The sequence below is a fragment of the Streptomyces sp. NPDC001393 genome (assembly GCF_053597455.1).
On the sequence record NZ_JBSFIH010000005.1, the window covers coordinates 143,669 to 168,192 of the forward strand.

General features: G+C 71.3%; 21 protein-coding genes, 2 tRNA genes and 1 pseudogene. 13 read left to right on the forward strand and 11 right to left on the reverse strand.

Going from position 1 to position 24,524, the window contains the following annotated elements:
* The first annotated feature begins 32 nt into the window (after positions 1-32).
* Positions 33-1,712: a long-chain fatty acid--CoA ligase gene (locus ACWC2T_RS08890; RefSeq protein ID WP_450669715.1), complete on the forward strand. Its 1,680-nt coding sequence runs from the start codon at positions 33-35 to the stop codon at positions 1,710-1,712.
* Between the two features lie 149 nt (positions 1,713-1,861).
* Here the strand turns inward: ACWC2T_RS08890 and ACWC2T_RS08895 are convergent, their stop codons facing one another.
* Together ACWC2T_RS08895 and ACWC2T_RS08900 are read right to left on the reverse strand one after the other, a co-directional pair.
* Positions 1,862-6,433 carry a PAS domain-containing protein gene (locus ACWC2T_RS08895; RefSeq protein ID WP_450669716.1) on the reverse strand — a complete coding sequence of 1,524 codons (4,572 nt, stop codon included), beginning with the start codon at positions 6,431-6,433 and terminating at the stop codon, positions 1,862-1,864.
* Between the two features lie 445 nt (positions 6,434-6,878).
* Positions 6,879-7,304 carry an SSI family serine proteinase inhibitor gene (locus ACWC2T_RS08900; protein ID WP_450669802.1) on the reverse strand — a complete coding sequence of 142 codons (426 nt, stop codon included), beginning with the start codon at positions 7,302-7,304 and terminating at the stop codon, positions 6,879-6,881.
* A gap of 301 nt (positions 7,305-7,605) precedes the next feature.
* On the opposite strand from ACWC2T_RS08900, the gene ACWC2T_RS08905 reads away from it, so the two are divergent.
* Positions 7,606-7,696, forward strand: a tRNA-Ser gene (locus tag ACWC2T_RS08905).
* 203 nt (positions 7,697-7,899) lie between these two features.
* Positions 7,900-7,972: transfer RNA gene (locus tag ACWC2T_RS08910), tRNA-Arg, on the forward strand.
* Between the two features lie 77 nt (positions 7,973-8,049).
* Here the strand turns inward: ACWC2T_RS08910 and ACWC2T_RS08915 are convergent.
* The 3 genes and pseudogenes from ACWC2T_RS08915 to ACWC2T_RS08925 all read right to left on the reverse strand — a co-directional run.
* A pseudogene (locus ACWC2T_RS08915) lies at positions 8,050-8,835 on the reverse strand (site-specific integrase); the annotation flags it as partial.
* 175 nt (positions 8,836-9,010) lie between these two features.
* The gene (locus ACWC2T_RS08920) at positions 9,011-9,409 is read right to left on the reverse strand and encodes a hypothetical protein (protein WP_450669717.1); all 399 of its coding nucleotides are present in this window, start codon (positions 9,407-9,409) and stop codon (positions 9,011-9,013) included.
* 193 nt (positions 9,410-9,602) lie between these two features.
* Positions 9,603-10,115, reverse strand: a complete 513-nt coding sequence (locus tag ACWC2T_RS08925; protein ID WP_450669718.1) for a hypothetical protein — start codon at positions 10,113-10,115, stop codon at positions 9,603-9,605.
* A gap of 64 nt (positions 10,116-10,179) precedes the next feature.
* Between ACWC2T_RS08925 and ACWC2T_RS08930 the strand changes: the two genes are divergently transcribed.
* Positions 10,180-10,365: a hypothetical protein gene (locus tag ACWC2T_RS08930; protein WP_450669719.1), complete on the forward strand. Its 186-nt coding sequence runs from the start codon at positions 10,180-10,182 to the stop codon at positions 10,363-10,365.
* Positions 10,366-10,450: 85 nt separating this feature from the next.
* Here the strand turns inward: ACWC2T_RS08930 and ACWC2T_RS08935 are convergent, their stop codons facing one another.
* From ACWC2T_RS08935 to ACWC2T_RS08945, 3 genes are read right to left on the reverse strand one after another with little or no spacing between them, the layout of a single operon-like run.
* Complete coding sequence (locus ACWC2T_RS08935; RefSeq protein ID WP_450669720.1) at positions 10,451-10,873, reverse strand: arsenate reductase ArsC; 423 nt, start codon at positions 10,871-10,873, stop codon at positions 10,451-10,453.
* A gap of 30 nt (positions 10,874-10,903) precedes the next feature.
* The gene (locus tag ACWC2T_RS08940; RefSeq protein WP_450669721.1) at positions 10,904-11,638 is read right to left on the reverse strand and encodes an aquaporin; all 735 of its coding nucleotides are present in this window, start codon (positions 11,636-11,638) and stop codon (positions 10,904-10,906) included.
* Complete coding sequence (locus ACWC2T_RS08945) at positions 11,635-12,009, reverse strand: ArsR/SmtB family transcription factor (RefSeq protein WP_450669722.1); 375 nt, start codon at positions 12,007-12,009, stop codon at positions 11,635-11,637. Before ACWC2T_RS08945 ends, ACWC2T_RS08940 begins: the two co-directional genes overlap by 4 nt.
* A gap of 109 nt (positions 12,010-12,118) precedes the next feature.
* Here ACWC2T_RS08945 and arsM point away from each other — a divergent pair, with 109 nt between their 5' ends.
* The 9 genes from arsM (at position 12,119) to ACWC2T_RS08990 (ending at position 22,697) form a co-directional block, all read left to right on the forward strand.
* Positions 12,119-12,898: an arsenite methyltransferase gene (arsM, locus tag ACWC2T_RS08950; protein WP_450669723.1), complete on the forward strand. Its 780-nt coding sequence runs from the start codon at positions 12,119-12,121 to the stop codon at positions 12,896-12,898.
* 6 nt (positions 12,899-12,904) lie between these two features.
* A complete protein-coding gene (locus ACWC2T_RS08955) occupies positions 12,905-13,780 on the forward strand; it encodes a DUF2797 domain-containing protein (protein ID WP_450669724.1) in 876 nt (291 codons plus the stop codon).
* A 118-nt stretch (positions 13,781-13,898) separates the two neighbouring features.
* Positions 13,899-14,255, forward strand: coding sequence for an antibiotic biosynthesis monooxygenase family protein (locus ACWC2T_RS08960; protein WP_450669725.1), 357 nt, complete (start codon positions 13,899-13,901; stop codon positions 14,253-14,255).
* Positions 14,256-14,381: 126 nt separating this feature from the next.
* Positions 14,382-15,122, forward strand: a complete 741-nt coding sequence (locus tag ACWC2T_RS08965; RefSeq protein ID WP_150134013.1) for a response regulator transcription factor — start codon at positions 14,382-14,384, stop codon at positions 15,120-15,122.
* Entirely contained in the window at positions 15,119-16,753 is a 1,635-nt protein-coding gene (locus tag ACWC2T_RS08970) for a HAMP domain-containing sensor histidine kinase (RefSeq protein WP_450669726.1), read from the forward strand. The genes ACWC2T_RS08965 and ACWC2T_RS08970 overlap by 4 nt, the downstream gene beginning before the upstream one ends.
* 14 nt (positions 16,754-16,767) lie before the next feature.
* Entirely contained in the window at positions 16,768-18,228 is a 1,461-nt protein-coding gene (locus ACWC2T_RS08975; protein WP_450669727.1) for a glycosyltransferase, read from the forward strand.
* Positions 18,225-20,402 carry a glycosyltransferase family 39 protein gene (locus ACWC2T_RS08980; protein ID WP_450669728.1) on the forward strand — a complete coding sequence of 726 codons (2,178 nt, stop codon included), beginning with the start codon at positions 18,225-18,227 and terminating at the stop codon, positions 20,400-20,402. Before ACWC2T_RS08975 ends, ACWC2T_RS08980 begins: the two co-directional genes overlap by 4 nt.
* 67 nt (positions 20,403-20,469) lie before the next feature.
* Entirely contained in the window at positions 20,470-21,876 is a 1,407-nt protein-coding gene (locus tag ACWC2T_RS08985) for an MFS transporter (protein ID WP_450669729.1), read from the forward strand.
* 59 nt (positions 21,877-21,935) lie between these two features.
* On the forward strand, positions 21,936-22,697 hold the full coding sequence (locus ACWC2T_RS08990) for a TetR/AcrR family transcriptional regulator (protein WP_450669730.1): 762 nt from the start codon (positions 21,936-21,938) through the stop codon (positions 22,695-22,697).
* A 6-nt stretch (positions 22,698-22,703) separates the two neighbouring features.
* Here the strand turns inward: ACWC2T_RS08990 and ACWC2T_RS08995 are convergent, their stop codons facing one another.
* From ACWC2T_RS08995 to ACWC2T_RS09005, 3 genes are all read right to left on the reverse strand, one after another.
* On the reverse strand, positions 22,704-23,084 hold the full coding sequence (locus ACWC2T_RS08995; protein WP_450669731.1) for a hypothetical protein: 381 nt from the start codon (positions 23,082-23,084) through the stop codon (positions 22,704-22,706).
* 85 nt (positions 23,085-23,169) lie between these two features.
* Positions 23,170-23,640 (reverse strand): PPOX class F420-dependent oxidoreductase, encoded by a 471-nt coding sequence (locus ACWC2T_RS09000; protein ID WP_450669732.1) that lies wholly within the window; start codon positions 23,638-23,640, stop codon positions 23,170-23,172.
* Positions 23,641-23,649: 9 nt separating this feature from the next.
* Positions 23,650-24,471, reverse strand: coding sequence for a YceI family protein (locus tag ACWC2T_RS09005; RefSeq protein WP_450669733.1), 822 nt, complete (start codon positions 24,469-24,471; stop codon positions 23,650-23,652).
* Between the last annotated feature and the right edge of the window lie 53 nt (positions 24,472-24,524).

Consider the following 24,524-nt stretch of genomic DNA (forward strand, 5'->3'; position numbering starts at 1 on the left):
GAATCAGCGCAACCTCTACCACCGCGTAGGCAATGCCGCCCCGGGAGGACTCCGTGCTGAGCACCATGCAGGACGTACCGCTGACCGTCACCCGCATCCTCGTGCACGGGACACGGGTGCACGGGCGCTCCCAGATCATCACCTGGACCGGGGAGGCCGAGCCGCAGCGGCGCAGTTTCGCCGAGACCGGCGTGCGCGCGGTGCAGCTGGCGAACGCCCTGCGTGATGAACTCGGCGTCCGCGGCGACGACCGGGTGGCCACCCTGATGTGGAACAACGCCGAGCACGTCGAGGCGTACTTCGCGATCCCGTCCATGGGCGCGGTGCTGCACACGCTCAACCTGCGGCTGCCCGCAGAGCAGCTGGTGTGGATCGTCAACCACGCGGCCGACAAGGTCATCATCGTCAACGGCTCCCTGATCCCGCTGCTCGCGCCGTTGCTGCCCAAGCTGCCGACGGTGGAGCACGTCGTCGTGTCCGGCCCCGGTGACCGTTCCCCGCTCCAGGGCGCGCACGCCCGGATCCACGAGTACGAGGAACTGATCGCCGACCGGCCGACCAGGTACGACTGGCCCGAGATCGACGAGCGCCAGGCCGCCGCGATGTGCTACACCTCCGGCACGACCGGCGACCCCAAGGGCGTGGTCTACAGCCATCGTTCGATCTACCTGCACTCCATGCAGGTCAACATGACCCAGTCGATGGGCCTGACCGACCAGGACACCTCGCTGGTCGTGGTCCCCCAGTTCCACGTCAACGCCTGGGGTCTGCCGCATGCCACCTTCATGACCGGCGTCAACATGCTGATGCCGGGCCGCTTCCTGCAGCCGGCGCCGCTCGCCGAGATGATCGAACGCGAGAAGCCGACCCATGCCGCGGCCGTCCCGACCATCTGGCAGGGCCTGCTCGCCGAGCTGAACAACAAGCCCCGCGACGTCTCCTCCCTGACCCAGGTCACCATCGGCGGCTCCGCCTGTCCGCCCTCCCTCATGGCCGCCTTCGACCGGCTCGGCATGCGCGTCTGCCACGCCTGGGGCATGACGGAGACCTCGCCGCTCGGCACGGTCGCCCGTCCCCCGGCCCACGCGGCCGGTACGGACGAGGAGTTCGCCTACCGCCTCACCCAGGGCCGCTTCCCGGCCGGCGTCGAGGCCCGGCTGACCGGCCCCGACGGCGAACGCCTCCCCTGGGACGGCGAGTCGGCGGGCGAGCTGGAGGTGCGCGGCCCGTGGATCGCGGGCGCCTACTACAACGGCCCCGACGCCGAACCCCTGCACCCCGCCGACAAGTTCAGCGAGGACGGCTGGCTCAAGACGGGCGACGTCGGCACCATCTCCCCCGACGGCTATCTCACCCTCACCGACCGCGCCAAGGACGTCATCAAGTCCGGCGGCGAGTGGATCTCCTCGGTGGAACTGGAGAACGCGCTGATGTCCCACCCGGACGTCGCCGAGGCCGCGGTGGTGGCCGTACCCGACGAGAAGTGGGGCGAACGCCCGCTGGCCACGGTCGTCCTGAAGGAGGGCGCCACCGCCGACTTCGACACCCTGCGCTCCTTCCTCGCCGAGGAGGGCCGCATCGCCAAATGGCAGTTGCCCGAGCGCTGGACGATCGTCGAGTCGGTGCCGAAGACGAGCGTGGGCAAGTTCGACAAGAAGGTACTGCGCAGGCGGTACGCGGACGGGGAGCTGGACGTCACCAGGATCGGCTGACGTCACCTCGATCGGTTGACGCCACCTGGATCGGCTGACGTCACCAGGACGGACTGACGTCACCAGGACCGGCTGACGCCATCGGACGACGGAGCAGCCCCGGGCGCGTGCCAGGGGCTGTTCGTCGTGTCGTCGTACTAAGACGACGTCTAATTCGTGCCGATCCGGGCCAGCAGGTCCACGATCCGGCTCTGCACCTCGGTGCTGGTCGACCGCTCCGCGAGGAACAGGACCGTCTCGCCCGAGGCCAGCCGGGGCAGGTCGGCCTGGTCGACGGCGGCGGTGTACACGACCAGCGGGGTGCGGTTGAGCTGCCCGTTGGCGCGCAGCCAGTCGATGATCCCGGTGACCCCGGCCTGCCGCCGCTGCACCTGCATCAGGTCCATCACCACGAGGTTCGGCCGGAACTGCCCCGCCAGCGTCACCGCGTCGTTGTCGCTCGCGGCCCGCGCCACCTGCATCCCGCGCCGCTCCAGCGTCGCGGTCAGCGCCAGCGCGATCTCCGCGTGCTCCTCGATGAGCAGCACCCGCGGCGGATGCTGCTCGCTGTCCCGCGGCGCCAGCGCCTTCAGCAGAACGGCGGGATCGGCGCCGTACGCCGCCTCGCGCGTCGCCTGCCCGAGCCCGGCCGTGACGAGCACCGGCACCTCGGCCGCGACGGCGGCCTGCCGCAGCGACTGCAGGGCGGTACGCGTGATGGGCCCGGTCAGCGGATCCACGAACAGCGCGGCTGGGAACGCCGCGATCTGCGCGTCGACCTCCTCACGGGAGTGCACGATCACCGGCCGGTAGCCGCGGTCGCTCAGCGCCTGCTGGGTCGTCGCGTCCGGCGCGGGCCACACCAGCAGCCGGCGCGGGTTGTCCAGCGGCTCCGGCGGCAGCTCGTCGTCGAGCGGCTGCGGGCGCGGGGTGTCCGCGACCTCGATGGCACCGCCCGGGCCGTCCAGCGGCTCGGGACCTTCGGCGGCGTCGGCGTCCGGCGCGCCTATGGCGTACGACCGTCCGGCGCCCTCGGTGGTGCCCGGGGCGAGCCGGGACTGCCCGGCCGGGGACGGATGCGCCGCGGCCGGCTGTGCAGCCGCCTGCTCCGGCTGCTGCTCCTCACGCTGGGCCGGGTCGCGAGGCGTGCCCAGCTTGCGCCGGCGGCCGGAACCGCCCGGCGCGTGCGGCGGCGGGGTCGCCGTCGGCTGCTGCACCTGGGCGGCCTGCCGCGAGAACGGCACGCCCTGCCCGAGCGTGCGGACGCTGATCGCCCGTCCCTGTGTCGAGTTCGGGTCGAGAGCGGCACCCTCGGCGGGCAACGGTTGCGCGGCCCGCGGCGCCTGTACCCCGGCCTGGCCCGCGGGGAGCGGCGTGCCGGGGGCCGGCGTGCCGGTCTGCGGTACGGGCTTGCCCGCGCCGGAGGTGTCGTCGGAGGCGGCACCAGGCCACTGCTGGGGCACGCCGGGCGCCGGAACGGCCGTCGGCACCGGTCCCGCACCGGCCTGCGCGGGCAACGGCGGGGCGCTCGGGGTACCACCGGGCGGCGTCGCGGTCGCGGCGGACTGCTGCTGCGCGGGCGCGGCGATCTGCGGTACGGACGCCTGCGGTACGGACGCCTGCTGACCGGGCACCTGCTGACCGGGCGCGGGGACGGGGGCCGGGGCGCCGGGCGCCCCGGCGGGCGTCTGCGCAGGCGTCGCCGCGGTACCGGCCTGGACGGGGATGCCGTGCCCGGCCGTACCCTGCGCCGGAACGCCGGGAACGGGCGTGCCCGCACCGGGAGTCGGCGTCCCTGCCGGGTGTGGCCCGGCCTGCCCGGGAGCGACCGGCACACCCTGAGCGGGAGCCGTCTGCCCTTGGGCGCCCTGGGCGGTGGCCGGCTGAGCGGGGTCCGCCGGCGGGGCCACGGCGCGTCGGCGTCGGCCGGTCGGTGCGCTGGTCGGATGCGGCTGCGGCGGGGTGTGGTCCCCGGACTGGTCGAGCGGTACGGCGTCGTGCCGGCCGTCGGCACCCGGTACCCCCGCGGCGGACGGCGGCGGCTGAGCGGGCACCTGCACCGGGCCGGAGCCCTGAGGCGGAATGGGAAGCGGACCGGCGCCCTGCGGCTGCCCCGCGGCGCCACCCGGAACGGCACCCGCACCCGGACCGACGGGCACAGCCGTACCCGGGCCCACCGGCACAGCCGTACCCGGGCCCACCGGCACACCGGTACCCGGAACGCCACCGGCCGCCGCCGGAGTCGTACCCACTCCGCCCGCCGAGTCCGGGGACTGCGGGGAGCGGTCGGCCTCGGCCGGCGGCAGGGCGAAGACCGTACGCGCGCCGCCCGCCTCCTGGGCGGCGGCACGTTCCGCCGCCGCGGCCAGCGCACGCCGTCGCCGCCCGGTCGGCTGCCCGTCCTCGGCAGGAATGGCCCCGGCAGGAACGGCCTCGGCACCCGGCGTCGGCTCGCTGCCCGCGACGCCCGCCGCCGGCAGCGCGGGCGCGGCCGGCAGCGCGGCCTGCGGGGCGCCGGACGAGGGGCGGGCGCGCCGGCCCGTGGGCGCGGGCACGCCCTGCGGCGGCACGGCGGAACCGAGTCCCGTACCGGAGGCGGCGGTCCCCGCGGCATGCTCGGCCGCGGTCACCACCGCGCCCTCGCTCACACCCGCGCCGTCGCCCGCATCGCCTGCGGCGCCCTCGGCGGACCGGCCACGGCGGCGGCCGGTCCCCCCGGACGCGGCCTCCGCGCCCTCGGCCGGGACCGCGCCGGTCTCGTCGGCGGGCACGGCGGCCCGCCTGCGGCGGCGCCCGGTCGGCGCGGGCGCGTCGGACTCACCGGTCTGGACGGCCTGGCCGGCGCCGGAAACGTCACTCTCCAGGAAGGCGTCGGTGGAGGACCGCCGGGCCCGCCGCCGTCCGCCACCGGCGGCCTGCTCGGCGGCACCGGCCTCGGCCACGGCCACCTCACCGGTGCCGGTGCCTGTGTCCGTACCCGTACCCGTACCCGTGCCGGAGCCCTGCCCGCCCGCGTCCGGCGCGATGGCCGGAAGCGCACCGGCGGACACCTGCCCCGCGACGGTCCCGTCGACCGCCCCGGCACCGCCACCGAGCGGCACCTCCAGCACATAGGCGCTGCCGCTCATGCCCGGCACCTCGTGCGTCTGCAGCACGCCGCCGTGGGCCCGTACGATCCCGCGCACGATCGGCTCGTGCACCGGGTCACCCCCGACGTACGGCCCGCGCACCTCGATCCGCGCTACCTCACCGCGCTGCGCGGCCGCGACCACGACGGTGTTGTCCAGGTAACCGCCCGCGGAGACGGGCGAGTTGCCGGTCGCGTCGACACCGGCGACATCCGCCACCAGGTGAGCCAGCGCCGTGGCGAGCCGCTGCGGGTCGACCTCGGCCTCGATGGGCGGCGCGTGCACCGCGAACTGCACCCGCCCCGGTCCGATCAGCTCGACGGCCCCGTCCACACCGGCGGCGACCACGGCGTCGAGCAGCACCTTCGTACGGGTGATGTCCTCGGCGCCCGCGTCCAGCCGCTGGTACCCGAGCACGTTGTCGATGAGCGTGGTGATCCGCGAGTACCCGGCGGAAAGGTGATGGAGCACCTGGTTGGCCTCGGGCCACAGCTGCCCGGCGTCGTCGGCGGCCAGGGCCGCCAGCTCGCGCCGCAGTTCCTCCAGCGGCCCGCGCAGCGACTGCCCGAGCAGGGTCAGCAACTGCTCGTGCCGCCCGGCGAGGGCCTCGTACCGGTCCTTCTCCCGCTCGGCGAGCGCGGCGTACCTCTCTTCGCCGGCCGCCAGCTCCTCGGCGTGCTTCTCCCGCAGCTCCTCGACCTCGGTGACGTGCTGCTGGCGCAGCGCGGTCAGATCGGAGGCGTGCTCCTCGGAGAGCCGTTCGACCTCCTCCGCGTGCGCCTTCTCCAGTGCGGACTTCTCCTCGGCGAGGGCGTCGTACGGCCGCCGGTCGGTGAAGGTCATCACCGCGCCGACGAGCTGGTCCCCGTCACGCACGGGCGCGGTGGTCAGATCGACGGCGACCTGCTCGCCCCCCTTGGACCACAGCACCTGCCCGCGCACCCGGTGCTTGCGCCCGGAGCGCAGGGTGTCGGCGAGCGGCGACTCCTCGTACGGGAACGGCGAGCCGTCGGCGCGCGAGTGCAGCACGAGGGCGTGCAGCTCCTTGCCGCCGAGTTCCCCGGCCCGGTAACCCAGTATCTGAGCGGCGGACGGGTTGACGAGCACGATCCGCCCGTCGGTGTCGGTGCCCACGACACCCTCGGCGGCGGCCCGCAGGATCATCTCGGTCTGCCGCTGCGAGCGAGCCAGCTCCGCCTCGGTGTCGACGGTCCCGGACAGGTCCCGGACGACGATCATCAGCAGCTCGTCACCGGTGTATCCGTAACCGTCGTACGCCTGCTGCCCGTTCTCCAGGTTCGCGCTCGTGACCTCGACGGGGAACTCGGACCCGTCGGTCCGCCGCGCGACCATCCGCGCGGGCTTGGTGCGCCCCCGCGGGTCCATGTGATCGGGCCGCCGCATCGACCCGGGGATCAGCCGCGAGTCGAACTCGGGCAGCAGATCGAGCAGCCCACGCCCCACGAGTGCCGTACCGGGCGCCTCGAATGTCTCGAGCGCGATGGTGTTGGCGTTGACGACGGTTCCGTTGGCGTTGACCAGGACCAACGCGTCCGGCAGCGCGTCGAGTATGGCTGCGAGGCGAGCAGCGCCTCGGGATGGCCTGCTGCTCACGAGACGCCTTCCTCCCTGTTACCGCACCTTGCCGACCGCTCGGGCCATCTTGCCAACCGGCCCGCGACGTGTCACGCGAGGGAGTCTAAGCGCACACGTTGCGCCCGCGACGCCGGATGAGAGGGAGGTCCCACGACGAAGTGACACCGAACCGGCCACCACACACCGACCACGCCCGCCGACTCCCCGAGACCTTCGCGGGACCTTTACCGGACCGTGGTTTTCCCGGGGAGGGGGCTGCGAGCCGGGCGCCGGGCCGATCGGCGAGGGGCGGGGCAGGCTGACGTGCTGACGTACCAGCTGACGTACCAGACGGTCGGCGAACGGGTTGGCGGGCCGGCGAACGGGCTGGTGAGCTGACGGCCGGACCGGCAGGCTGACGGGATACGGACGGCGGACCCGGTAGGAACCGGCGGACCGGACAGGAACCGGCGGGCTGACGGGATCACGTCGCCTCGCCCAGCTTCGGCAGCAGCGGCACCATCCGGTCCCACCGCCCGATCTCGCATCCGTCGCTGCGGTCGTACGCGGCATCGACGCTGCGCCCGGCCCAGGTGCCGGTCACGTGGGCGGTGGCCGGTCCGCCGTAGAGCATGGTGCAGACGGTGCCGGGCGCCACGGGAGCGAAGCGGTCCCGCCCCCACCGCGTGTGCTCGTCCAGCGCCCGGCAGGCCTCCGCCGCGTCCGGATGACTCCCGCCGGCCGGATGACAGAACAGCTCGTACGTCCCGTCCCACCCGGACCCGGCATGCCGCACGACGACGGTGAGGTGATCAGCGGGCCGGTCCTCGGGCCGCACGGGCGGCGGCACGGAGGACGCGGCGACGGAGGGTACGGCGGAGAGGGCGACCAGGGTGGATACGGCGACCAGGGCGGGCACGTCGGCGAGGACGGACCCACCACCGCCATGCACACGCCACCGCCGAGGGACGGCGCCCACCTGACCCGTCCGACCCCCCTGAAGAAGGAAAACCATGCCCTGCCCAACGCCCCGGCCCCCCGGACGTTGCGTCCGTCGTTTTCGTCCGCCGTTCCGTCCGCGCCGCGCCGGACAGAAGCCCTTTGCCCTGCGACCCGACTGCCTAGTACCGTGGGGGGCGATTGGTGACAGGCCGCTCGGCTGTGTCATCATCTGCACGCACCACTCGCGCGCTCGCGTGAGCGGTTGTGCTGGAGGCGTCGCCTAGTCCGGTCTATGGCGCCGCACTGCTAATGCGGTTTCGGGCTAACACCCGATCGAGGGTTCAAATCCCTCCGCCTCCGCACCGATCCCGAAGCCCCGGTCCCCAGGACCGGGGCTTCGGTGTTCCCACCCTCCGTCGCCCTGAACCCGCCTGTGGGCGTTTCCGCAGGTCACAAGGGGTGCGCCAATCGGATTTCACATGTCGGCGGCAGTCATGTAATGTTCTTCCTGTCGCCGGGACGGGGCCGAAAGGGCCGAAACGGAGACAAGAACAAAAGAACAAGCACTCGTAGCTTAACGGATAGAGCATCTGACTACGGATCAGAAGGTTGCAGGTTCGAATCCTGCCGAGTGCGCACAGGTGAGAGGCCCCGGAGTGATCCGGGGCCTCTTGCGTTTCAGGGGCGTACAGCAGCGAAGTACAGCAACGGCATCAGCTGGTGCCGCCCATGGCGTCGGACAGCTTCCCGAGCGTGGCCCGCACTTCCTCCTCGCTGGCTTCGGCATACACCTCCATCGTCATGGCGATCTGCGAGTGCCGCAGGATCCGCTGCGCCACCTTCGGGTGCACCTTCAGGGCGACGAGGAGAGAGCTGCACGTGTGCCGCGTGTTCCGGAGCGGGATCACCCGGAGGCCGGCGCGCCGGGCTCGCACAGCGAACATGCGGGTGAGGTTGCCCGGCTCGATCGGGGTGCCGTACTTCGTGGTGAAGATCAGCCCGCGTGTGTCCTGCCACAGCTCACCGGCCGCCTTCCGGTCCCCGGTCTGCTGGGCACGCCGCATCCGGAGCGCCCGCAGGCAGAACTCGGGGAGCGGAAGGAAGTCGTCTGACTCCTCCGTCTTGGTCTCCCGGTGGAGGATCTGACGGCCCGCGCGCTGGATCTGGTGATCCACGTACAGCTCACCGGTCTCGAAGTCGATCGACTTCCAGGTCAGGCCGAGCACCTCACCGCGCCGCAGACCGAGGCAGAGGACCAGGACCCAGGCCGCGAAGAGCGGATCTTCGCGGGCGAGGGAATCGGCGAGGAAGCGCCCGGCTTCCACCACGGACCGGGGCTTGATCCGGCGGCGCCGAGGCTTGGGCACCTTGACCAGAGAGAGGCCACGTTCTTGCTGATCTCCTCCTCGGTCACGGCGCGGGTGAGCCCGGCCGCGCAGGGCATCGCGGGCCGCTTGGACGACCCGCCGGGACGGGTAGGCCTCCCCTACGCGACCGACTGAGTCACAACTTTCTCTACCGGTTCCAAGTCGCCACGCAAGCGCGGCGTGCGCGGCCCGGCCCCCGGCCGGGCCTGCGCTCCTGTCTCCAGGGGCAGGTCCACAGACTGCCCGACGCGCCGGAAGCTTACGGGGCCATGATCACTCGCGCCAAAGCAGCTCCAGCCCAAAATCGCTACGCCGCCCGCTCGGTCTCCGCACCAGGCTCGACCATGCTTCGGACTATCAGGCCAAGCGCGTCGGCCTGTTCCGGGGTGAGCTGGTCGAGGAGCGGCGCAAGGTTCATCACTCTCGGAGAGACCCCGCCGTGCGGCTCCTGCCCGTACCAATCGGCGGCGACCATGGCGGCAACCTGCTCTACTGTGGTGCCGAAGAGCTTGGCGATGCCGGGGAACTCATCGGGTGTGGGAGGCCCCACACGTGCGCCGCCGGAAGTCACCCCCCATGCTCCGCACTCCGCGATGTTCTTCCACCACGAGTGCGAGCGAGCTCGATCGCACTCCACCGACATGGAGATGTAGTCCTTCTTGCGCGCGATGGTCCGCGCGGTGTCCCTGAATGGAGAACTGGCCATATTGCGACCATGCCGGATGTGCGCGAGTTTCACACTAGCTTTCAAAAACCTTTGAATGATGGGCGCTTCGCTGTCCGACCTTGAGGGGCGTGCCGACTGGGCGCTGTTGTTCAGCTGCGCGTGGCACTGGATCCGCGTGGGACATGAAGCGAGCCCTGCGCAGCGGGACCGTGCAGGGCTCAGGCTCAGCCCATCACTTGGACTGAGTCCACTTCTTGTCGAACCACTCAAGGAACGGCACGACGCCGCCGACCTTGGCGATCCGCTCGTGAATGGCCCTCTGGTCGTGCCCGGCCACAAAGTTGCGGCCCGACGGTGTCTCGGTGCCGCATCCGCAGGCGCAGACAGTCCTGTCGAACGGGGCGTCGAAGTACTGGACCGGGTTCTGGCTCTTACTCACAGGTGCCTCGCCGCCCACGTACTTGTCGTACACCGGGTGGCCCGGCTTGAGGATCACGCCGCTGACGGTGCGTCGGCCGTCGGGGTCCGCGTTCGAGATGCTGTCGATCTCGACGGCCAGGACGACGATACCCATGGCGGTAAACAGCACGTACCGCTCACGGTCAGCGCGGGCGCCGAGCTTCCAGCGCCCCCGAGCCGCCTCATACACCTCCTCGTCGGTCAGCCCAGGTCGCCAGCCTGCGGACGACTGCCCGTACTCATTGAGTGGAAACGTCCGGTAAGCGCCGAGTGTGATGGCGAGCATGACCTACCCCCTCCTTCTAGCCAGGGATACTCCATCCCGGGGCTACGGCGAGAGGTTAAAACCCATGTCGCTCTCGACGCAATCCCGGGATGCAGAGTTTCTTTGGCTGACCCTAGGCGCGATCGGCGTGATGCCGGGATTCAAAGTATTCGGAGGGCGTTCCAATGATCCGAACGTCGAGTGGTTCTCCCTGGCCGACAACCGCTGCCGCACAGCAGCGAAGTACAGCAACCCCAGCAACAGGCCATGACCGACAGCCGCTCTGAGGAACCGCACGGCGGCCTCTATGACCCTGTTGACCGATCTCTCCCTTTCCGGCCTCCAACCGCGGTCCGTCATGCCGTCGTTGGGACGCCGAGTTCGGTGAGCAGGTCACGTACGCGCTGCTCGATCTCGTCCCGGATGGGCCGGACCGCGTCGACTCCCTGACCGGCCGGGTCGTCCAGCTGCCAGTCCAGGTACCGCTTGCCGGGAAAGACCGGGCAGGCATCCCCGCAGCCCATTGTGATCACCACGTCCGAGGACTGCACGGCCTCGGGTGTGAGGACCTTGGGTGTCTCGGCGGAGATGTCGATGCCCACCTCGGCCATGGCCTTGACGACGGCCGGGTTGACCGCGTCGGCGGGGGCGGAGCCGGCCGAGCGGACGTCGACCTGGTCGCCGCCGAGGTGAGTGAGGAACGCGGCGGCCATCTGGGAACGGCCGGCGTTGTGGACGCAGACGAACAGGACCGAGGGGCGCGGGGCGGGGGTGCTCATGGCGGGCGTCTTTCCAGGGGGTGGCGTGGGTCAGGAGGAGGCGGGTTCGGGTTCGCCGTGCGGTGCGAGGACCTGGTCTCCGGCGGGGGCGGGACGGCCGTACACCGTCCGGACGGCGCCCAGCCCGAGCACGGCTCCGGCCAGTTGCGCGGCGATGAACGGGACGACGGAGGCGGGAGCGATGCCGGCGAAGGTGTCGGTGAAGGCCCGGCCGATGGTCACCGCCGGGTTCGCGAACGAGGTGGAGGAGGTGAACCAGTAGGCGGCCCCGATGTACGAGGCCACGGCCGTCGGTGCGAGGGAGGCATTGCCGATGCGGTCGAGGCCGAAGACCAGCAGGATCAGCCCGGCTGTGGCGACCACCTCACCGAGCCACAGGTGAGAGGCGGACCGGTTGTGCGTGGACCACTCGACCGGCGGCCTGGCGAACATCGCGTCGGCCAGGATCGCCCCGCCGATGGCCCCGGCGATCTGCGCGGGCACATACGCGGCCGCGTCCCGCAGGGAGAGGCCGTCAACCCTGCGGCGGCCGGTGAACCAGGTGGCGAGGGTGACGGCCGGGTTGAAGTGCGCGCCGGAAACCGGCCCGAGCAGGGCGATCAGCACGCCCAGGCCGAAGACGGTGGCGAGGGAGTTGGCGAGCAGTTGCACGCCCACGTCGTGCGACAGCTCGGTGGCCTGGATACCGGAACCGACCACCACCGCCACCAGCAGCCCGGTGCCAATGGCCTCGGCGGCGAGCCGTCGGCCCAAGGGGGCGCTCACGCGCCGGTTCCGGCAGTCCGCGGCGGGGTCAGGAATGCGGCAAGCCGGTCCAGGACGCCGGGCAGCACCCAGTAGTACACCCAGGTCCCGCGCCGCTCGCAGTCGATGAGTCCGGCCTGCCGGAGCAGCTTGAGGTGGTGGGAGATCGTCGGCTGGGACAGCTCGAAGGCCGGGGTCAGCTCGCACACACAGACCTCGCCGCCCTCCCCGCGCGAAGCGATCATCGACATCAGCCGCAGCCGGACCGGGTCGCCCAGGGCCTTGAACACCTTCGCCAGGTCGGCCGCCTGGTTCTCGTCCAGAGGTGCGGCCGCCAGTCCGGCGCAGCAGGTGGCGTCCTGGTCGATCACCTCAAGCTCTTGTTTCGACATTCCTCTATGTTGACGTTTTTCAATCCAAGGCGCAAGGTTGCATCAATGAACGTCAATGCAAGCCGGTCCTCCCGGGGCATCGTCATGTCCCGTCCTCTGGGGGTGAGTCATGCGCGAGCAGTCCACTGATCTGCGCGAAACCGTCCGTCGGCGCTACGCGGCGGCGGCCGTGAAGGTGACCGAAGGCGGCACCGCCTGCTGCGGGCCGCAGCGGGTCGAGGTCGACGAGAACTTCGGCTCGGCCCGGTACGCCGCCGATGAGCGGGACGCCCTGCCCGCGCAGGCCGTCGCCGCGTCGCTCGGCTGCGGCAACCCGACCGCTGTCGCTGAACTGCGTGAGGGCGAACGCGTCCTCGACCTGGGGTCGGGCGGGGGCATCGATGTCCTGCTCTCCGCCCGCCGTGTCGGTCCCACCGGCAAGGCGTACGGGGTGGACATGACCGACGAGATGCTCGCCCTGGCTCTGGCCAACGCCGAGAAGGCGGGTGCGACGAACGTGGAGTTCCTCAAGGGCACCATCGAAGCGATCCCGCTCCCGGCGAACACCATCGACGTGGTGATCTCGAACTGTGTGATCAACCTGTCCGTCGACAAGCCTGCCGTGTTCGCCGAGACCTTCCGGGTCCTGAAGCCCGGCGGTCGCATCGGCGTCTCGGACGTCGTCGCCGACGACACCCTCACCCCCGGGCAGCGGGCCGAGCGCGGTGACCACGTCGGCTGCATCGCCGGTGCCCTGTCCTTCGCCGAGTACCGCCAGGGCCTTGAGGCGGCCGGCTTCACGGACGTCGAGATCACTCCCACCCATCCGGTCGCCGCCGGCATGCACTCCGCGATCGTCCGCGCCGTAAAGCCCGCCGGCACCCGTTGTCAGACCCGGCCCCTACCCTGACGAGTGATGGCACAGGTGTGGAAATGCTCGGGACTGCGCTGGTCGCCGGAGGGTCCCGTGCTGGTGTGGGACGGCGGGCGGTGCAGTGCGCTGCCCTGGGGGAAGCGGGTCGCCTTCGCCGTGCCGGAAGGGGGCGTGCGGAGGTGCGTGGGGGCGCGGGGGCATGCCTGTCCGGTGCGGGCCGTGGTGCCGGGGCGGAGTACGGGGGCCCGGTGCGAGGAGTGCGCGCGGCTGGACCGGGCGCACTCCGTGGCCGCCGACACGTTCGCCGACGACCCGCGGCCGTACCGGGTGTATCTGGCGTGGTTCGGGCCCGGCATGGTGAAGGTCGGGATCACCGCGGTCGAGCGGGGCTCGGCCCGGCTGCTGGAGCAGGGCGCCGTCTGTTTCAGCCGGCTCGGCACCGGCCCGCTGATGGCCGCCCGGCGCACCGAGGAACTGCTGCGGGCCGCGCTCCAGGTGCCGGACCGGATTCCGTACGCCGAGAAGCGCGCGGTGCGGTCGGCGTTGCCGGGGACCGAGGAGGAGCGTGCGGCCGAGGTGCGGGAGCTGCATGCGCGGGCCGTGGCGCTCAGCGGATGGCCCGAGTCCCTGCGGCCGGAGCCTTGTGAAGTCATCGATCACATGGGGGTGTTCGGGCTCGCCGGCGTGCCGGCAGCCGTGGGGGAAGTGGTGGAGCTCGTCCCGGGTGGCGGTGTGAGTGGTGAGCTGGTCGCCGCAGCCGGGCCCGATCTGCATCTGGCGGTCGGCGGGCGTGGGGTGGTGGTGCTCGACACGCGGCTGATGGGCGGCTGGGAGCTGGTGTCCCCTGCGGCCCAGGGGTCAAGTGGACTCAGCTTTCCCGTCCGGGAGTTCACCCAACAGCCGGAGGGGCTGTTCTGAGGTTTCCGGGATTCCGGTGGGGGGCTGAGGCAAAGACTCGGATCCCGTACGGATCCCTTTCGGCAAGGGGCATGGACGCCGAACAGGGCCGCGACCGACCGTGGTTGCCATGAGTGACATGAGTGATCGAACGGTTGCCCCTGTGCCGCCCGCTTCCCTCCCCGAACCCCCCTACTACGCCGTCGTCTTCACTTCCACCCGTACCGACGACGACCCCGACGGATACCGGCACACCGCCGAACACCTCTCCCGTCTCGTCCGCGAAGTCCCGGGCTTCCTCGGTGAGGACTTCGCCCACACCCCCGGCGGACTCGCGATCTCCGTCGCCTACTTCCGGGACCTCGCCGGGATCGAGCGGTGGCGGGACCACCCGGCGCACCTCGCGGCCAAACGGCGCGGCCGGGAGCGCTGGTACGAGCGGTACGCGATCCACATCGCCAGGGTCGAGCACGCGCACGCCTTCGCGCGGGAGTGAGTCGCGGGAGTGAGCCGCGGGAGTGAGCGTTTCCCAGGGGCCGCCTGAGAGGCGCCTGTGTGTTTCTCAGGCAAATCACAGATTCGGGAAAGCCTCTTCTCAGAGGACCCCGACAGGGTGTGCACCATGACCACGACCTCGCCCCAGGGGCGCACCGAACTGCTGAGGCCGGACGGGAGCCCCGTCCGAGTGCTTGTGGTGGACGACGAGCTGTCGATCACCGAACTGCTGAGCATGGCCCTTCGTTACGAGGGCTGGCAGATCAGGAGTGCGGGCGACGGACAGGGAGCCATCCAGACCGCCCGTGAGTTCCGGCCCGACGCCGTCGTGCTGGACATGATGCTGCCCGACATGGACGGGCTGACCGTCCTCGGGCGGCTGCGGCGCGAACTGCCGGACGTGCCCGTCCTCTTCCTGACCGCCAAGGACGCGGTGGAGGACCGTATCGCCGGGCTCACCGCCGGCGGCGACGACTACGTCACCAAGCCGTTCAGCCTGGAGGAGGTCGTGGCGCGGCTGCGGGGGCTCATCCGGAGGTCCGGGGCGGCCGACCGACGGTCCGACTCCGTGCTCGTCGTCGGCGACCTGACGCTGGACGAGGACAGTCACGAGGTGTCACGGGCCGGGGAGTCCATCCACCTCACCGCCACCGAGTTCGAGCTGCTGCGCTTCCTCATGCGCAACCCGCGGCGCGTGCTCAGCAAGGCGCAGATCCTGGACCGGGTGTGGTCGTACGACTTCGGCGGACAGGCCAACGTCGTCGAACTGTACATCTCCTATCTGCGGCGGAAGATCGACGCGGGGCGCGAGCCGATGATCCACACCCGGCGCGGGGCCGGTTACCTGATCAAGCCCGCCGCGTCATGAGCGGACGACGACGGCCGGGTCCCCGCAAGCGACAGAAGCAACTGAAGCGACGGCCGGGACAGCCGCGCACCCTGCGGACCCGGCTCGTCGTCGCGTCGGTGGTACTGATCGCGGTGGTGTGCGCGGTGATCGGCACGGTCACCACGCTGGCGCTGCGGTCCCATCTGTACGGTCAGCTGGACGACCAGCTGAAGGAGGTCGGCTCCCGGGCGTCGGGCCAGTTCGGGCCGCCGGGGCAGCTGGGCAGGGACGGGATCGACGGGCACTACGGGCAGCCGAAGCCGATCGATCTGACCGACTTCGTCACCCACGCACCGCAGCCGAGCCCGCCGGTCGTGGCCAAGGTCGAGAACGGCAGGATCACCGACGCCCGGCGCGGCCAGAAGTCCCAGTCCGACTTCCAGATGAGTGCCAGGCCTCTCACCGACCCCCAGCGCGCCGCCCTCTCCGGCGTGCCGCAGATCGACGGGACCGTGCGGACCGTCGACCTGCCGGGCCTGGGTTCGTACCGTGTCGAGTACAGGACCGGACCCAACGGCAGCTTCTACGTCGCCCTCTCGACCGCGGACGTCGACGGCAACATCAACGCCCTGATCCTCATCGAGGTCAGCGTCACCGCCGCCGGTCTCGTCGCCGCCGGCATCGCCGGATACGTGCTCGTCGGCGTGGCCACCCGCCCCCTCCGCAAGGTCGCCGCCACCGCCACCCGGGTCTCCGAACTCCCGCTGCACACAGGCGAGGTGAACCTCAGCGAGCGGGTCCCGGAGTCCGAGTGCGATCCGCACACCGAGGTCGGCCAGGTCGGTGCCGCGCTCAACCGGATGCTCGACCATGTGCACGGCGCCCTGCACGCACGGCAGCAGAGCGAGATGCGGGTACGGCAGTTCGTCGCCGACGCCAGTCATGAGCTCCGCACACCCCTGGCCTCCATCCGGGGATACGCGGAACTCACCAGGCGCGGGCGGGAGCAGGTCGGGCCCGACACCCGGCACGCCCTCGGCCGGATCGAGTCGGAGGCGGGCCGGATGACCCTCCTCGTCGAGGATCTCCTCCTCCTCGCCCGGCTCGACGCGGGCCGGCCGCTCCAGTTCGAGCAGACCGATCTGATCCCGCTCGTCGTGGACACCATCAGCGACTCCCGTGCGGCCGGCGTGGACCACAACTGGCGGCTGGACCTGCCCGACGAACCCGCCCTCGTGTCGGCGGACGCGGCACGGATCCAGCAGGTGCTGGTCAACCTGCTCGGCAACGCGCGCAAGCACACCCCGCCCGGTACGACCGTCACCGCTCGCGTGCAGCGGCGCGGGCCGTGGATGTGCGTCGACGTCGAGGACAACGGGCAGGGGATTCCGGCGGATCTGCTGCCGCACGTCTTCGAGCGGTTCGCGCGAGGGGATTCCGCGCGGTCGCGCGCCACCGGGTCCACCGGGCTCGGGCTCGCCATCGTGCAGGCCGTCGCGGCCGCGCACGGCGGTGCCGTCACCGTCGACAGCGTTCCGGGCCGGACCGTGTTCACCGTGCACCTGCCGGCCCTCGTCCCCACCGTCCCGCGGCCCGCGCCCGAAACCGACTGGCAATCGCACTCACAGGCACAGCACAGCGCCACCACACGGGTGCAACAGGGCACTTGAGTTGAGTCGGTTCCATGCGAACCGACTCTTCTCCCGGCACCCTGCCGGCGCGGGAGCACCTCCCGGCCGGCGACGCCGGTACGCCTGTCCTGGACGTAGTGATCCCCGTCTACAACGAGGAGAAGGACCTCCAGCCGTGCGTCCGCAGACTGCACGAGCACCTCACGCGCACCTTCCCGTACGCGTTCCGCATCACGATCGCGGACAACGCGTCCACGGACACCACCCCGCAGGTGGCCGCGCGGCTGGAAGCGGAGATCCCCGAGGTCACCAACTTCCGCCTGGAGCAGAAGGGCCGGGGACGGGCCCTGAGGACCGTGTGGTCCGCGTCCGAGGCGCCGATCCTCGCCTACATGGACGTCGACCTGTCCACCGACCTCAACGCCCTGCTGCCGCTGGTGGCGCCGCTGATCTCCGGTCACTCGGACCTCGCGATCGGCTCGCGGCTGGCCCGCACCTCCCGGGTGGTGCGCGGTCCCAAGCGGGAGTTCATCAGCCGGGCCTACAACCTGATCCTGCGCGGCTCGCTCCAGGCGCGCTTCTCCGACGCCCAGTGCGGATTCAAGGCCATCCGGCGCGATGTGGCACAGGTGCTGCTGCCGCTGGTGGAGGACACCGGCTGGTTCTTCGACACCGAGTTGCTGGTGCTGGCCGAGCGCGCGGGGCTCAGGATCCACGAGGTGCCGGTCGACTGGGTCGACGACCCGGACTCCACCGTGCACATCGTCAAGACCGCGACCGACGACCTCAAGGGCGTGTGGCGGGTCGGCAGGGCGCTGGCCACCGGTTCGCTCCCGCTGGACCGGCTCACCCGGCCCTTCGGCGACGACCCGCGTGACCGCGAGCTGACCAACGTGCCCACGGGGCTGGCCCGTCAGCTCGTCGGCTTCTGTGTCGTCGGAGGCCTGTCGACCCTCTTCTACCTCCTGCTCTACAGCGTCTTCCGGCAGTTCTCCGGCTCCCAGATCGCCAACGCGCTCGCGCTGCTGGTCTCGGCGGTCGCCAACACGGCCGCCAACCGCCGGCTCACCTTCGGGGTGCGCGGCCGGGGCGGCGCCGTACGGCACCAGGCGCAGGGCCTGGTCGTCTTCGGTATCGGTCTCGCGCTGACCAGTGGCTCCCTGGCCGCCCTGAACGCGGCCAGCGACCACCCGGCGCACTCCACCGAACTGGCGGTGCTCATCGCCGCCAACCTCGCCGCGACCGTGCTGCGGTTCCTGCTCTTCCGCGCCTGGGTGTTCCCGGACCGCGACGACTCCGGCACCGGCCCGACGGCGGTCGCCCCGTCGCACGGCACGAACGCGTCGTACGGCACGACCCCGCCGTACAGCACGAACGCTCCGTACGCGCCGCTGCCCCAGCGCCCGGTGCCGCACCCGTCGTACGGGCCGTACCAGACCCAGACCCAGACGGACGCCACCATGCGGCTGCAGCCGGTGCGCCCGCACGACACCGACCCGGGGGATGCCCGATGACCACGCAGTACGACCAGCAGAGCGGTACGGCCGTGTGGGGGCCGCCCCCCACCGCTCCCCCGCAGCCGCACCGGGCCGGCGGAGCCAAGCAGCCGTTCGTGCACAGACTCTGGCGCGGCCGGCCCGAGGACCCGCGCTGGGTGCGCCCGGCCCTCCTCGGCCTGCTGGCCGCCACCCTCCTGCTCTACCTGTACGACCTCAGCGCGTCCGGTTACGCCAACTCCTTCTACTCGGCGGCCGTGCAGGCGGGCAGCAAGTCCTGGAAGGCGTTCTTCTTCGGCTCGCTGGACGCGGGCAACGCCATCACCGTCGACAAGCCCTCGGCCTTCATGTGGCCGATGGAGCTGTCGGTCCGGATCTTCGGCCTGAACTCCTGGGCGATCCTCACACCCGAGGTGCTGATGGGCGTCGGCACGGTGGCGGTCGTCTACGCCGCCGTACGCCGCCGGTTCAGCCCGGTGGCCGGTCTGGTCGCGGGCGCGGTGCTCGCGCTCACCCCGGTCGCCGCGCTGATGTTCCGGTTCAACAACCCGGATGCGATGCTGGCCCTGCTGATGGCGCTGGCCTGCTACTTCGTCGTACGGGCGGTGGAGGACGGCCGGACGAGGTGGCTGGTCGCGGCCGGGGCGGCCATCGGCTTCGCCTTCCTCGCCAAGACGCTGCAGGCCTTCCTGATCCTGCCGCCGCTGGCGATCGTCTACGCCGTCTGCGGTCCGGTGAGGCTGAGCAAGCGGCTCGGTCAACTGGCCCTCGCCACGGTCGCGTTGGTCGTCGCCGGCGGCTGGTGGGTGGCGATCGTCGAACTGTGGCCGGCCTCCTCCCGCCCCTACATCGGCGGTTCGCAGAACAACAGCTTCCTGGAGCTGACCTTCGGCTACAACGGTCTCGGCCGCATCAACGGCGACGAGACCGGCAGCGTCGGCGGCGGGGGCGGCGGCAACGGCTCCGGCCGCTGGGGTGCGACCGGCTGGGACCGGATGTTCAGCTCCGAGATCGGCAGCCAGATCTCCTGGCTGCTGCCGGCCGCGCTGATCCTGCTGGTCGCGGGCCTGTGGGCGACCCGGAAGCTGCGCCGTACGTCCGTGACGCGGGCCTCGTTCCTGGTGTGGGGCGGCTCGCTGCTGATCACCATGGCGGTCTTCAGCTACATGGCGGGCATCTTCCACCAGTACTACACGGTGGCGCTCGCGCCCTACCTCGCCGCCGTCGTCGGCATGGGCGCCGGGCTGCTGTGGGAGCGGCGCAGGGAGACCTGGGCTTCGATCACCCTCGCCACGTCCGTGGTGGCGGCGGCGGTCTGGGGTTACGTCCTGCTCAACCGCACCTCGACCTATCTGCCCTGGCTGAAGTGGCTGGTGCTGATCGGCGGAATGGCGGCCGCGCTGGGCCTGGTCTTCGCCGGCCGGATCTCCCGGCAGTTGGCTCTCGGGGTGGCGGCGCTGGGCCTGGTGGCCGCGCTCGCCGGTCCGACGGCGTACACCCTGAGCACGGTGGACTCCGCACACACCGGCTCCATCCCGACGGCGGGTCCGGCGGGCGCGAGCATGATGGGCTTCGGCGGCGGCCGGGGGCCCGGTGGCGGGGGCGGCGGCATGCGCGGCGGCTTCGGCGGTGCGATGCCCGGCCGGCAGGGCCGGCAGGGTCAGCAGAACGGCAACGGCTTCCCCGGTGGCGGTGGCGGTGGCTTCGGCGGTGGCATGCCGGGACAGCAGGGCCAGAACAGCCAGGGCCGGACCGGCAACGGCCTGCCCGGCGGCGGTCCGATGGGCGAGGGCGGCCGGATGGGCGGTGGCGCCGGCGGTCTGCTGAACGGCGCGACCGTGTCCTCCGCCGCGAAGAAGCTGCTGGCGGCGGACGCCTCGAAGTACACCTGGGTCGCCGCGTCCATCGGTTCCCAGAACGCGGCCAGTTATCAGCTCGCCACCGGTGACCCGGTGATGGCGATCGGCGGCTTCAACGGCACCGACCCGTCCCCGACCTTGGCGCAGTTCAAGAAGTACGTGGCGGAAGGGAAGATCCACTACTTTATCGCTGGCGGCGGCATGGGCGGGGGCATGGGCGGCAGCAGCAGCGGCACGTCGTCCCAGATCAGCTCGTGGGTCCAGAGCACCTTCAAGAAGGTCACGGTCGGTTCGGCCACCTTCTACGACCTCACCCGGAAGAAGAGCGGCTGACCAGCGGAATTCGGCTGGCAGAAAAAGGTGTCGTACACCGTATAGGAGGCCCTATACGGTGTACGACATGTCCGTGTCCCAAGCTTCTCCGTCCCAGACCTCCCAAGGCCACCCCCAGCGCTGGCTGATCCTCGGCGTCATCTGCCTCGCCCAGCTCACCGTGCTGCTCGACAACACCGTCCTGAACGTGGCCATCCCCTCGCTCACCCGCGAACTGCACGCGGCCACCTCGGACATCCAGTGGATGATCAACGCCTACTCCCTGGTGCAGTCCGGGCTGCTGCTCACCGCGGGCAGCGCCGCCGACCGCTACGGCCGCAAGAAGATGCTCATCGCGGGGCTCGCCCTGTTCGGCACCGGCTCGCTGGTGGCCGGACTCGCCGGGTCCACCGGCCAGTTGATCGCCGCGCGGGCCGGTATGGGCATCGGCGGCGCCCTGCTGGTGACCACCACGCTGGCGGTGGCCATGCAGATCTTCACCCCCGAGCAGCAGCCGAAGGCGATCGCGATCTGGAGCGCGGTCAACGCGCTGGGTTTCGCGGCCGGTCCGGTGATCGGAGGCTTCCTGCTCAACCACTTCTGGTGGGGCTCGATGTTCCTGGTCAACCTCCCGGTCGCGGCGCTCGCCCTGGTCGCGGTCACGGCCCTCGTACCGGAGTCGAAGAACCCTCGCGGCGACCGCCCGGACCTGCTCGGCGCGCTGCTGTCCACCATCGGCATGGCCTCGCTCGTCTACGCGATCATCTCCGGCCCGCCGCACGGCTGGACCTCCCCGCGGGTGCTCGGTACGGCGGCCGTGGCAGTGCTGGTGCTCGGTGCCTTCGCCTGGTGGGAGAGCCGGGTCGCCGAGCCGATGCTCGACCCGCAGTTCTTCCGGGACCGGCGCTTCACGGGCGCGGTCGCCGGCGTCGTGCTCATCATGTTCGGAATGGGCGGCGCGCTGTTCCTGCTGACCCAGCATCTGCAGTTCGTGCTCGGGTACGGGCCGTTGGAGGCGGGCCTGCGGACCGCTCCCCTCGCCCTGACCGTGGTGCTGCTCAACTTCACCGGCCTGTCGGCGAAGTGGTCCGGCCGGCTGGGTACGCCGGTGTCCATCGCCCTCGGGATGGCGCTCATGTCCTCCGGACTGGTGGCCATCGCGGTCGTCTCCGACGGTTACGCCGGGACGTTGCTCGGTCTGCTGCTGATCGGCGCGGGGTGCGCGGTGGCCAATCCGGCGATGGCGCACGCGATCATGAGCGCGATCCCTCCGGAGAAGGCCGGGGTGGGGGCCGGTGTCAACGGCACCCTTGCCGAGTTCGGGAACGGACTTGGTGTTGCCGTTCTGGGTGCTGTGCTCAGCTCGTCCGTGGCGTCGGGGGAGTCGTTGTCCGCTGCGCTCGGAGCCGGTCAGATGGTGGGGGCGGTTGCTGTGCTGCTGGGTGGGTTCGTGGCAGCGGGGCTGTTGAAGCGGGCGGACCGGAAGGTTGCCTAAGAGCTCAGCCCCGCGCCCCTTAAGTTGGACCAGTGGGCGGAAATCAGAAAGGTGCGCCGGTGGTGAAGGACGCAGGTCGGTCGGCGCGAGCCAGCGTGTGGCTGGAGGACAAGGCCCGCCGTGGTGGCCGCAGTGGCGGGCAGCCCTCCGGGCTCGACCGGGCGCGGATCACCGACGCATCCGTACGACTGCTGGACGCCGAAGGCCTCGCGAAGTTCTCCATGCGGCGCCTCGCGGGGGAGCTGAACGTCACCGCGATGTCCCTGTACTGGTACGTCGACACCAAGGACGACCTGCTCGAACTCGCCCTGGACGCGGCCTTCGGGGAGCTGCGGCTGCCGGATCCGGACGCCGAGGGGGAGGACTGGCGTGAGCAGTTGCGCGGGCTGGCGGTCGAGTACCGGGCCCTGCTGGTGCGCCACCCCTGGCTGTCGCCGCTGGCGGGGCGTTACCTCAACATCGGCCCGAACTCGCTGGCCTTCTCCCGTGCGGTCCAGCGGGTCGTCCGCCGGGCGGGGCTGCCCGCGCACGGGGTGATGGGGGCGATCTCGGCGGTCTTCCAGTTCGTGTACGGCTTCGGCACGATCGAGGGCCACTTCTTCGCCAGGATCGCGGACACCGGGCTGAGTCCCGACGAGTACTACGAACACGCCATGGCCCAGGTGACCGAGGCCCCGGGGACCGCCGAGGTCGTCGAGGAGTCGAAGGACCTCATGGCGGCCCGCGGCGGGGACACGGTCGGCGAGATGCTGGACCGGGACTTCGACTTCGCCCTGGAACTGCTCATCGCCGGCATCGAGGCGATGGTCGGCCGGGGCTGAGCCCGGCTACCCCTCCTGCGCCGGACTCCGCCCGCCGGGCGTGTCGAGCGGTGTTGGCTCTGCTTCGGGGTCCAGCTCAGCAGCAAGCACGTCCAGATCGGGCGACGGGCGGCGCGGTTCCCGATCCCCAGACTCACCGTCAGGCAGTTCCTTGAAATCGATCACCAGGGAGCCTCGGCGGCGCATCCGGGAGCCGGGGGCGGGGCGCTGGGCGGTGACCACCCAGACTCCTGGCCAGGTCAGCGCCCGGACCGGCGGCCCGTCCGGATCGCCGGCAGCGATCACCAGGCCGGCCTCCCACGCAACGTCCCGTGCGCGGGTCACGATCAGCCCGACCACGTCGGGAACCGTCACCTCGTCGGCGTTGCCGGGGCCAGTCCATGTCATGTCACCCTCCGACGTCCAGGGTCTCCCTGATCCCTGGCAGAGGGAAGACCTCGGCCCAACCCAGTGAACGTTTGGCGTCACCGCACTAGTCGTCGCTGCTCAGCCGCGCCGGAAAGCCGCCGGTGGCCACCGGCCCCCACCGCTTCGGGGTCACCCGGATGAGGGACTTCCCCTGCTTCACCATGGCCGCTCGGTACTCGTCCCAGTCGGGGTGTTCGCCGGCGATGTTGCGGTAGTACTCGACCAGCGGTTCCACCGAGTCGGGCGTGTCGATGACCTCGGCCGTGCCGTCGATCTGGACCCAGGGGCCGTTCCACTCGTCGCTCAGCACGACCAGGCTCACCCGGGCGTCCCGCTTGGCGTTACGGGTCTTGGCCCGCTCGGGGTAGGTGGAGACGACGATCCGCCCCGAGTCGTCGACCCCGCAGGTCAGCGGCGAGGCCTGCGGCCCGCCATCGGCACGGCGCGTGATGAGCAGGGCGCGATGGCGAGGCCGTACGAAGGCGAGCAACTCGTCCAGCGACACACGGGTGTTGGTAGCGATGTTCGGTGCCATGCCAGCACCTTAGACCGCGGGCAGGGAATCTCCCTGTACCGCCTGGATGTCCAGCTCCACCTTCAGTGTCGTGCCGATCGCCGCGATGCCCGCCTGGAGAACCTGGTTGTAGTTCATCGCGAAGTCCTCGCGGTGCAGCTCGGCCGTCGCGCGGAACGCGGCCCGCGTGCCGCCCCACGGGTCGGCGCCGGTGCCGAGGTAGGCGAGGTCCAGGTCGACCGGGCGGAGCACGCCGTGCATGGACAGTTCGCCGTGGACCGTCCAGCGGTCGGGGCCCGACTGGGTCAGGCCCGTCGAGCGGTAGGTGATCTCCGGGTGCTGCTCGACGTCGAGGAAGTCCGCGGACTTCAGATGCCCGTCGCGCATGCCGTTGCCCGTGTCGACGGACGCGGCACTGATCACCGCCTCGACACGGGACTTGGTGACGTCGTCCGGTGCGATCTCGATCGTGCCGCCGAACTCCGTGAACCGGCCGTGCACGCTGGAGATCCCCAGGTGCTGCGCGACCGCGGCGACGGAGGAGTGCACCGGGTCGATGGTCCAGGGCCCGGGCGGCGGCAGTTCGGTGCCGCCCTGACGGGCCAGCGTGACCGTGCCGACCTCGGCCCGGCCGCTCGCGGTGACGATCGCGGAGGAGGCCGCGGGCGCGTAGCCGACGGCCGTCACGATCACGGTGTACGCCCCCGGCGCCAGCTCGGTGGCGTCCCGTACGGCTCCCTCGGCGTCCGTCTCGGCGCGCAGCACCTGCGTGCCGGTCATGTCGGTCACCGTGACGACCGCGTGCGACACGGCCCACCCGTCCCGCGTGCGGATCTTCGCGGTCAGTCCCATCCCGTTTTCTCCCTGCAAAGCCTTACAAATTGGTCGTATGAAACCGGCCCGTG

Excerpts from the sequence above, each read along its gene's own strand:
- arsM (WP_450669723.1), top strand. The coding sequence starts at position 12,119 with ATGCGCGAGCAGTCCACTGATCTGCGCGAAACCGTCCGTCGGCGCTAC.
- ACWC2T_RS08975 (WP_450669727.1), top strand. The coding sequence starts at position 16,768 with ATGCGAACCGACTCTTCTCCCGGCACCCTGCCGGCGCGGGAGCACCTC.
- ACWC2T_RS08970 (WP_450669726.1), top strand. The coding sequence starts at position 15,119 with ATGAGCGGACGACGACGGCCGGGTCCCCGCAAGCGACAGAAGCAACTG.
- ACWC2T_RS09000 (WP_450669732.1), bottom strand. The coding sequence starts at position 23,640 with ATGGCACCGAACATCGCTACCAACACCCGTGTGTCGCTGGACGAGTTG.
- ACWC2T_RS08935 (WP_450669720.1), bottom strand. The coding sequence starts at position 10,873 with ATGAGCACCCCCGCCCCGCGCCCCTCGGTCCTGTTCGTCTGCGTCCAC.
- ACWC2T_RS08930 (WP_450669719.1), top strand. The coding sequence starts at position 10,180 with ATGTCGCTCTCGACGCAATCCCGGGATGCAGAGTTTCTTTGGCTGACC.
- ACWC2T_RS08920 (WP_450669717.1), bottom strand. The coding sequence starts at position 9,409 with ATGGCCAGTTCTCCATTCAGGGACACCGCGCGGACCATCGCGCGCAAG.
- ACWC2T_RS08955 (WP_450669724.1), top strand. The coding sequence starts at position 12,905 with ATGGCACAGGTGTGGAAATGCTCGGGACTGCGCTGGTCGCCGGAGGGT.
- ACWC2T_RS08925 (WP_450669718.1), bottom strand. The coding sequence starts at position 10,115 with ATGCTCGCCATCACACTCGGCGCTTACCGGACGTTTCCACTCAATGAG.
- ACWC2T_RS08960 (WP_450669725.1), top strand. The coding sequence starts at position 13,899 with ATGAGTGATCGAACGGTTGCCCCTGTGCCGCCCGCTTCCCTCCCCGAA.
- ACWC2T_RS08945 (WP_450669722.1), bottom strand. The coding sequence starts at position 12,009 with ATGTCGAAACAAGAGCTTGAGGTGATCGACCAGGACGCCACCTGCTGC.
- ACWC2T_RS08965 (WP_150134013.1), top strand. The coding sequence starts at position 14,382 with ATGACCACGACCTCGCCCCAGGGGCGCACCGAACTGCTGAGGCCGGAC.
- ACWC2T_RS09005 (WP_450669733.1), bottom strand. The coding sequence starts at position 24,471 with ATGGGACTGACCGCGAAGATCCGCACGCGGGACGGGTGGGCCGTGTCG.
- ACWC2T_RS08985 (WP_450669729.1), top strand. The coding sequence starts at position 20,470 with ATGTCCGTGTCCCAAGCTTCTCCGTCCCAGACCTCCCAAGGCCACCCC.
- ACWC2T_RS08995 (WP_450669731.1), bottom strand. The coding sequence starts at position 23,084 with ATGACATGGACTGGCCCCGGCAACGCCGACGAGGTGACGGTTCCCGAC.
- ACWC2T_RS08890 (WP_450669715.1), top strand. The coding sequence starts at position 33 with ATGCCGCCCCGGGAGGACTCCGTGCTGAGCACCATGCAGGACGTACCG.
- ACWC2T_RS08980 (WP_450669728.1), top strand. The coding sequence starts at position 18,225 with ATGACCACGCAGTACGACCAGCAGAGCGGTACGGCCGTGTGGGGGCCG.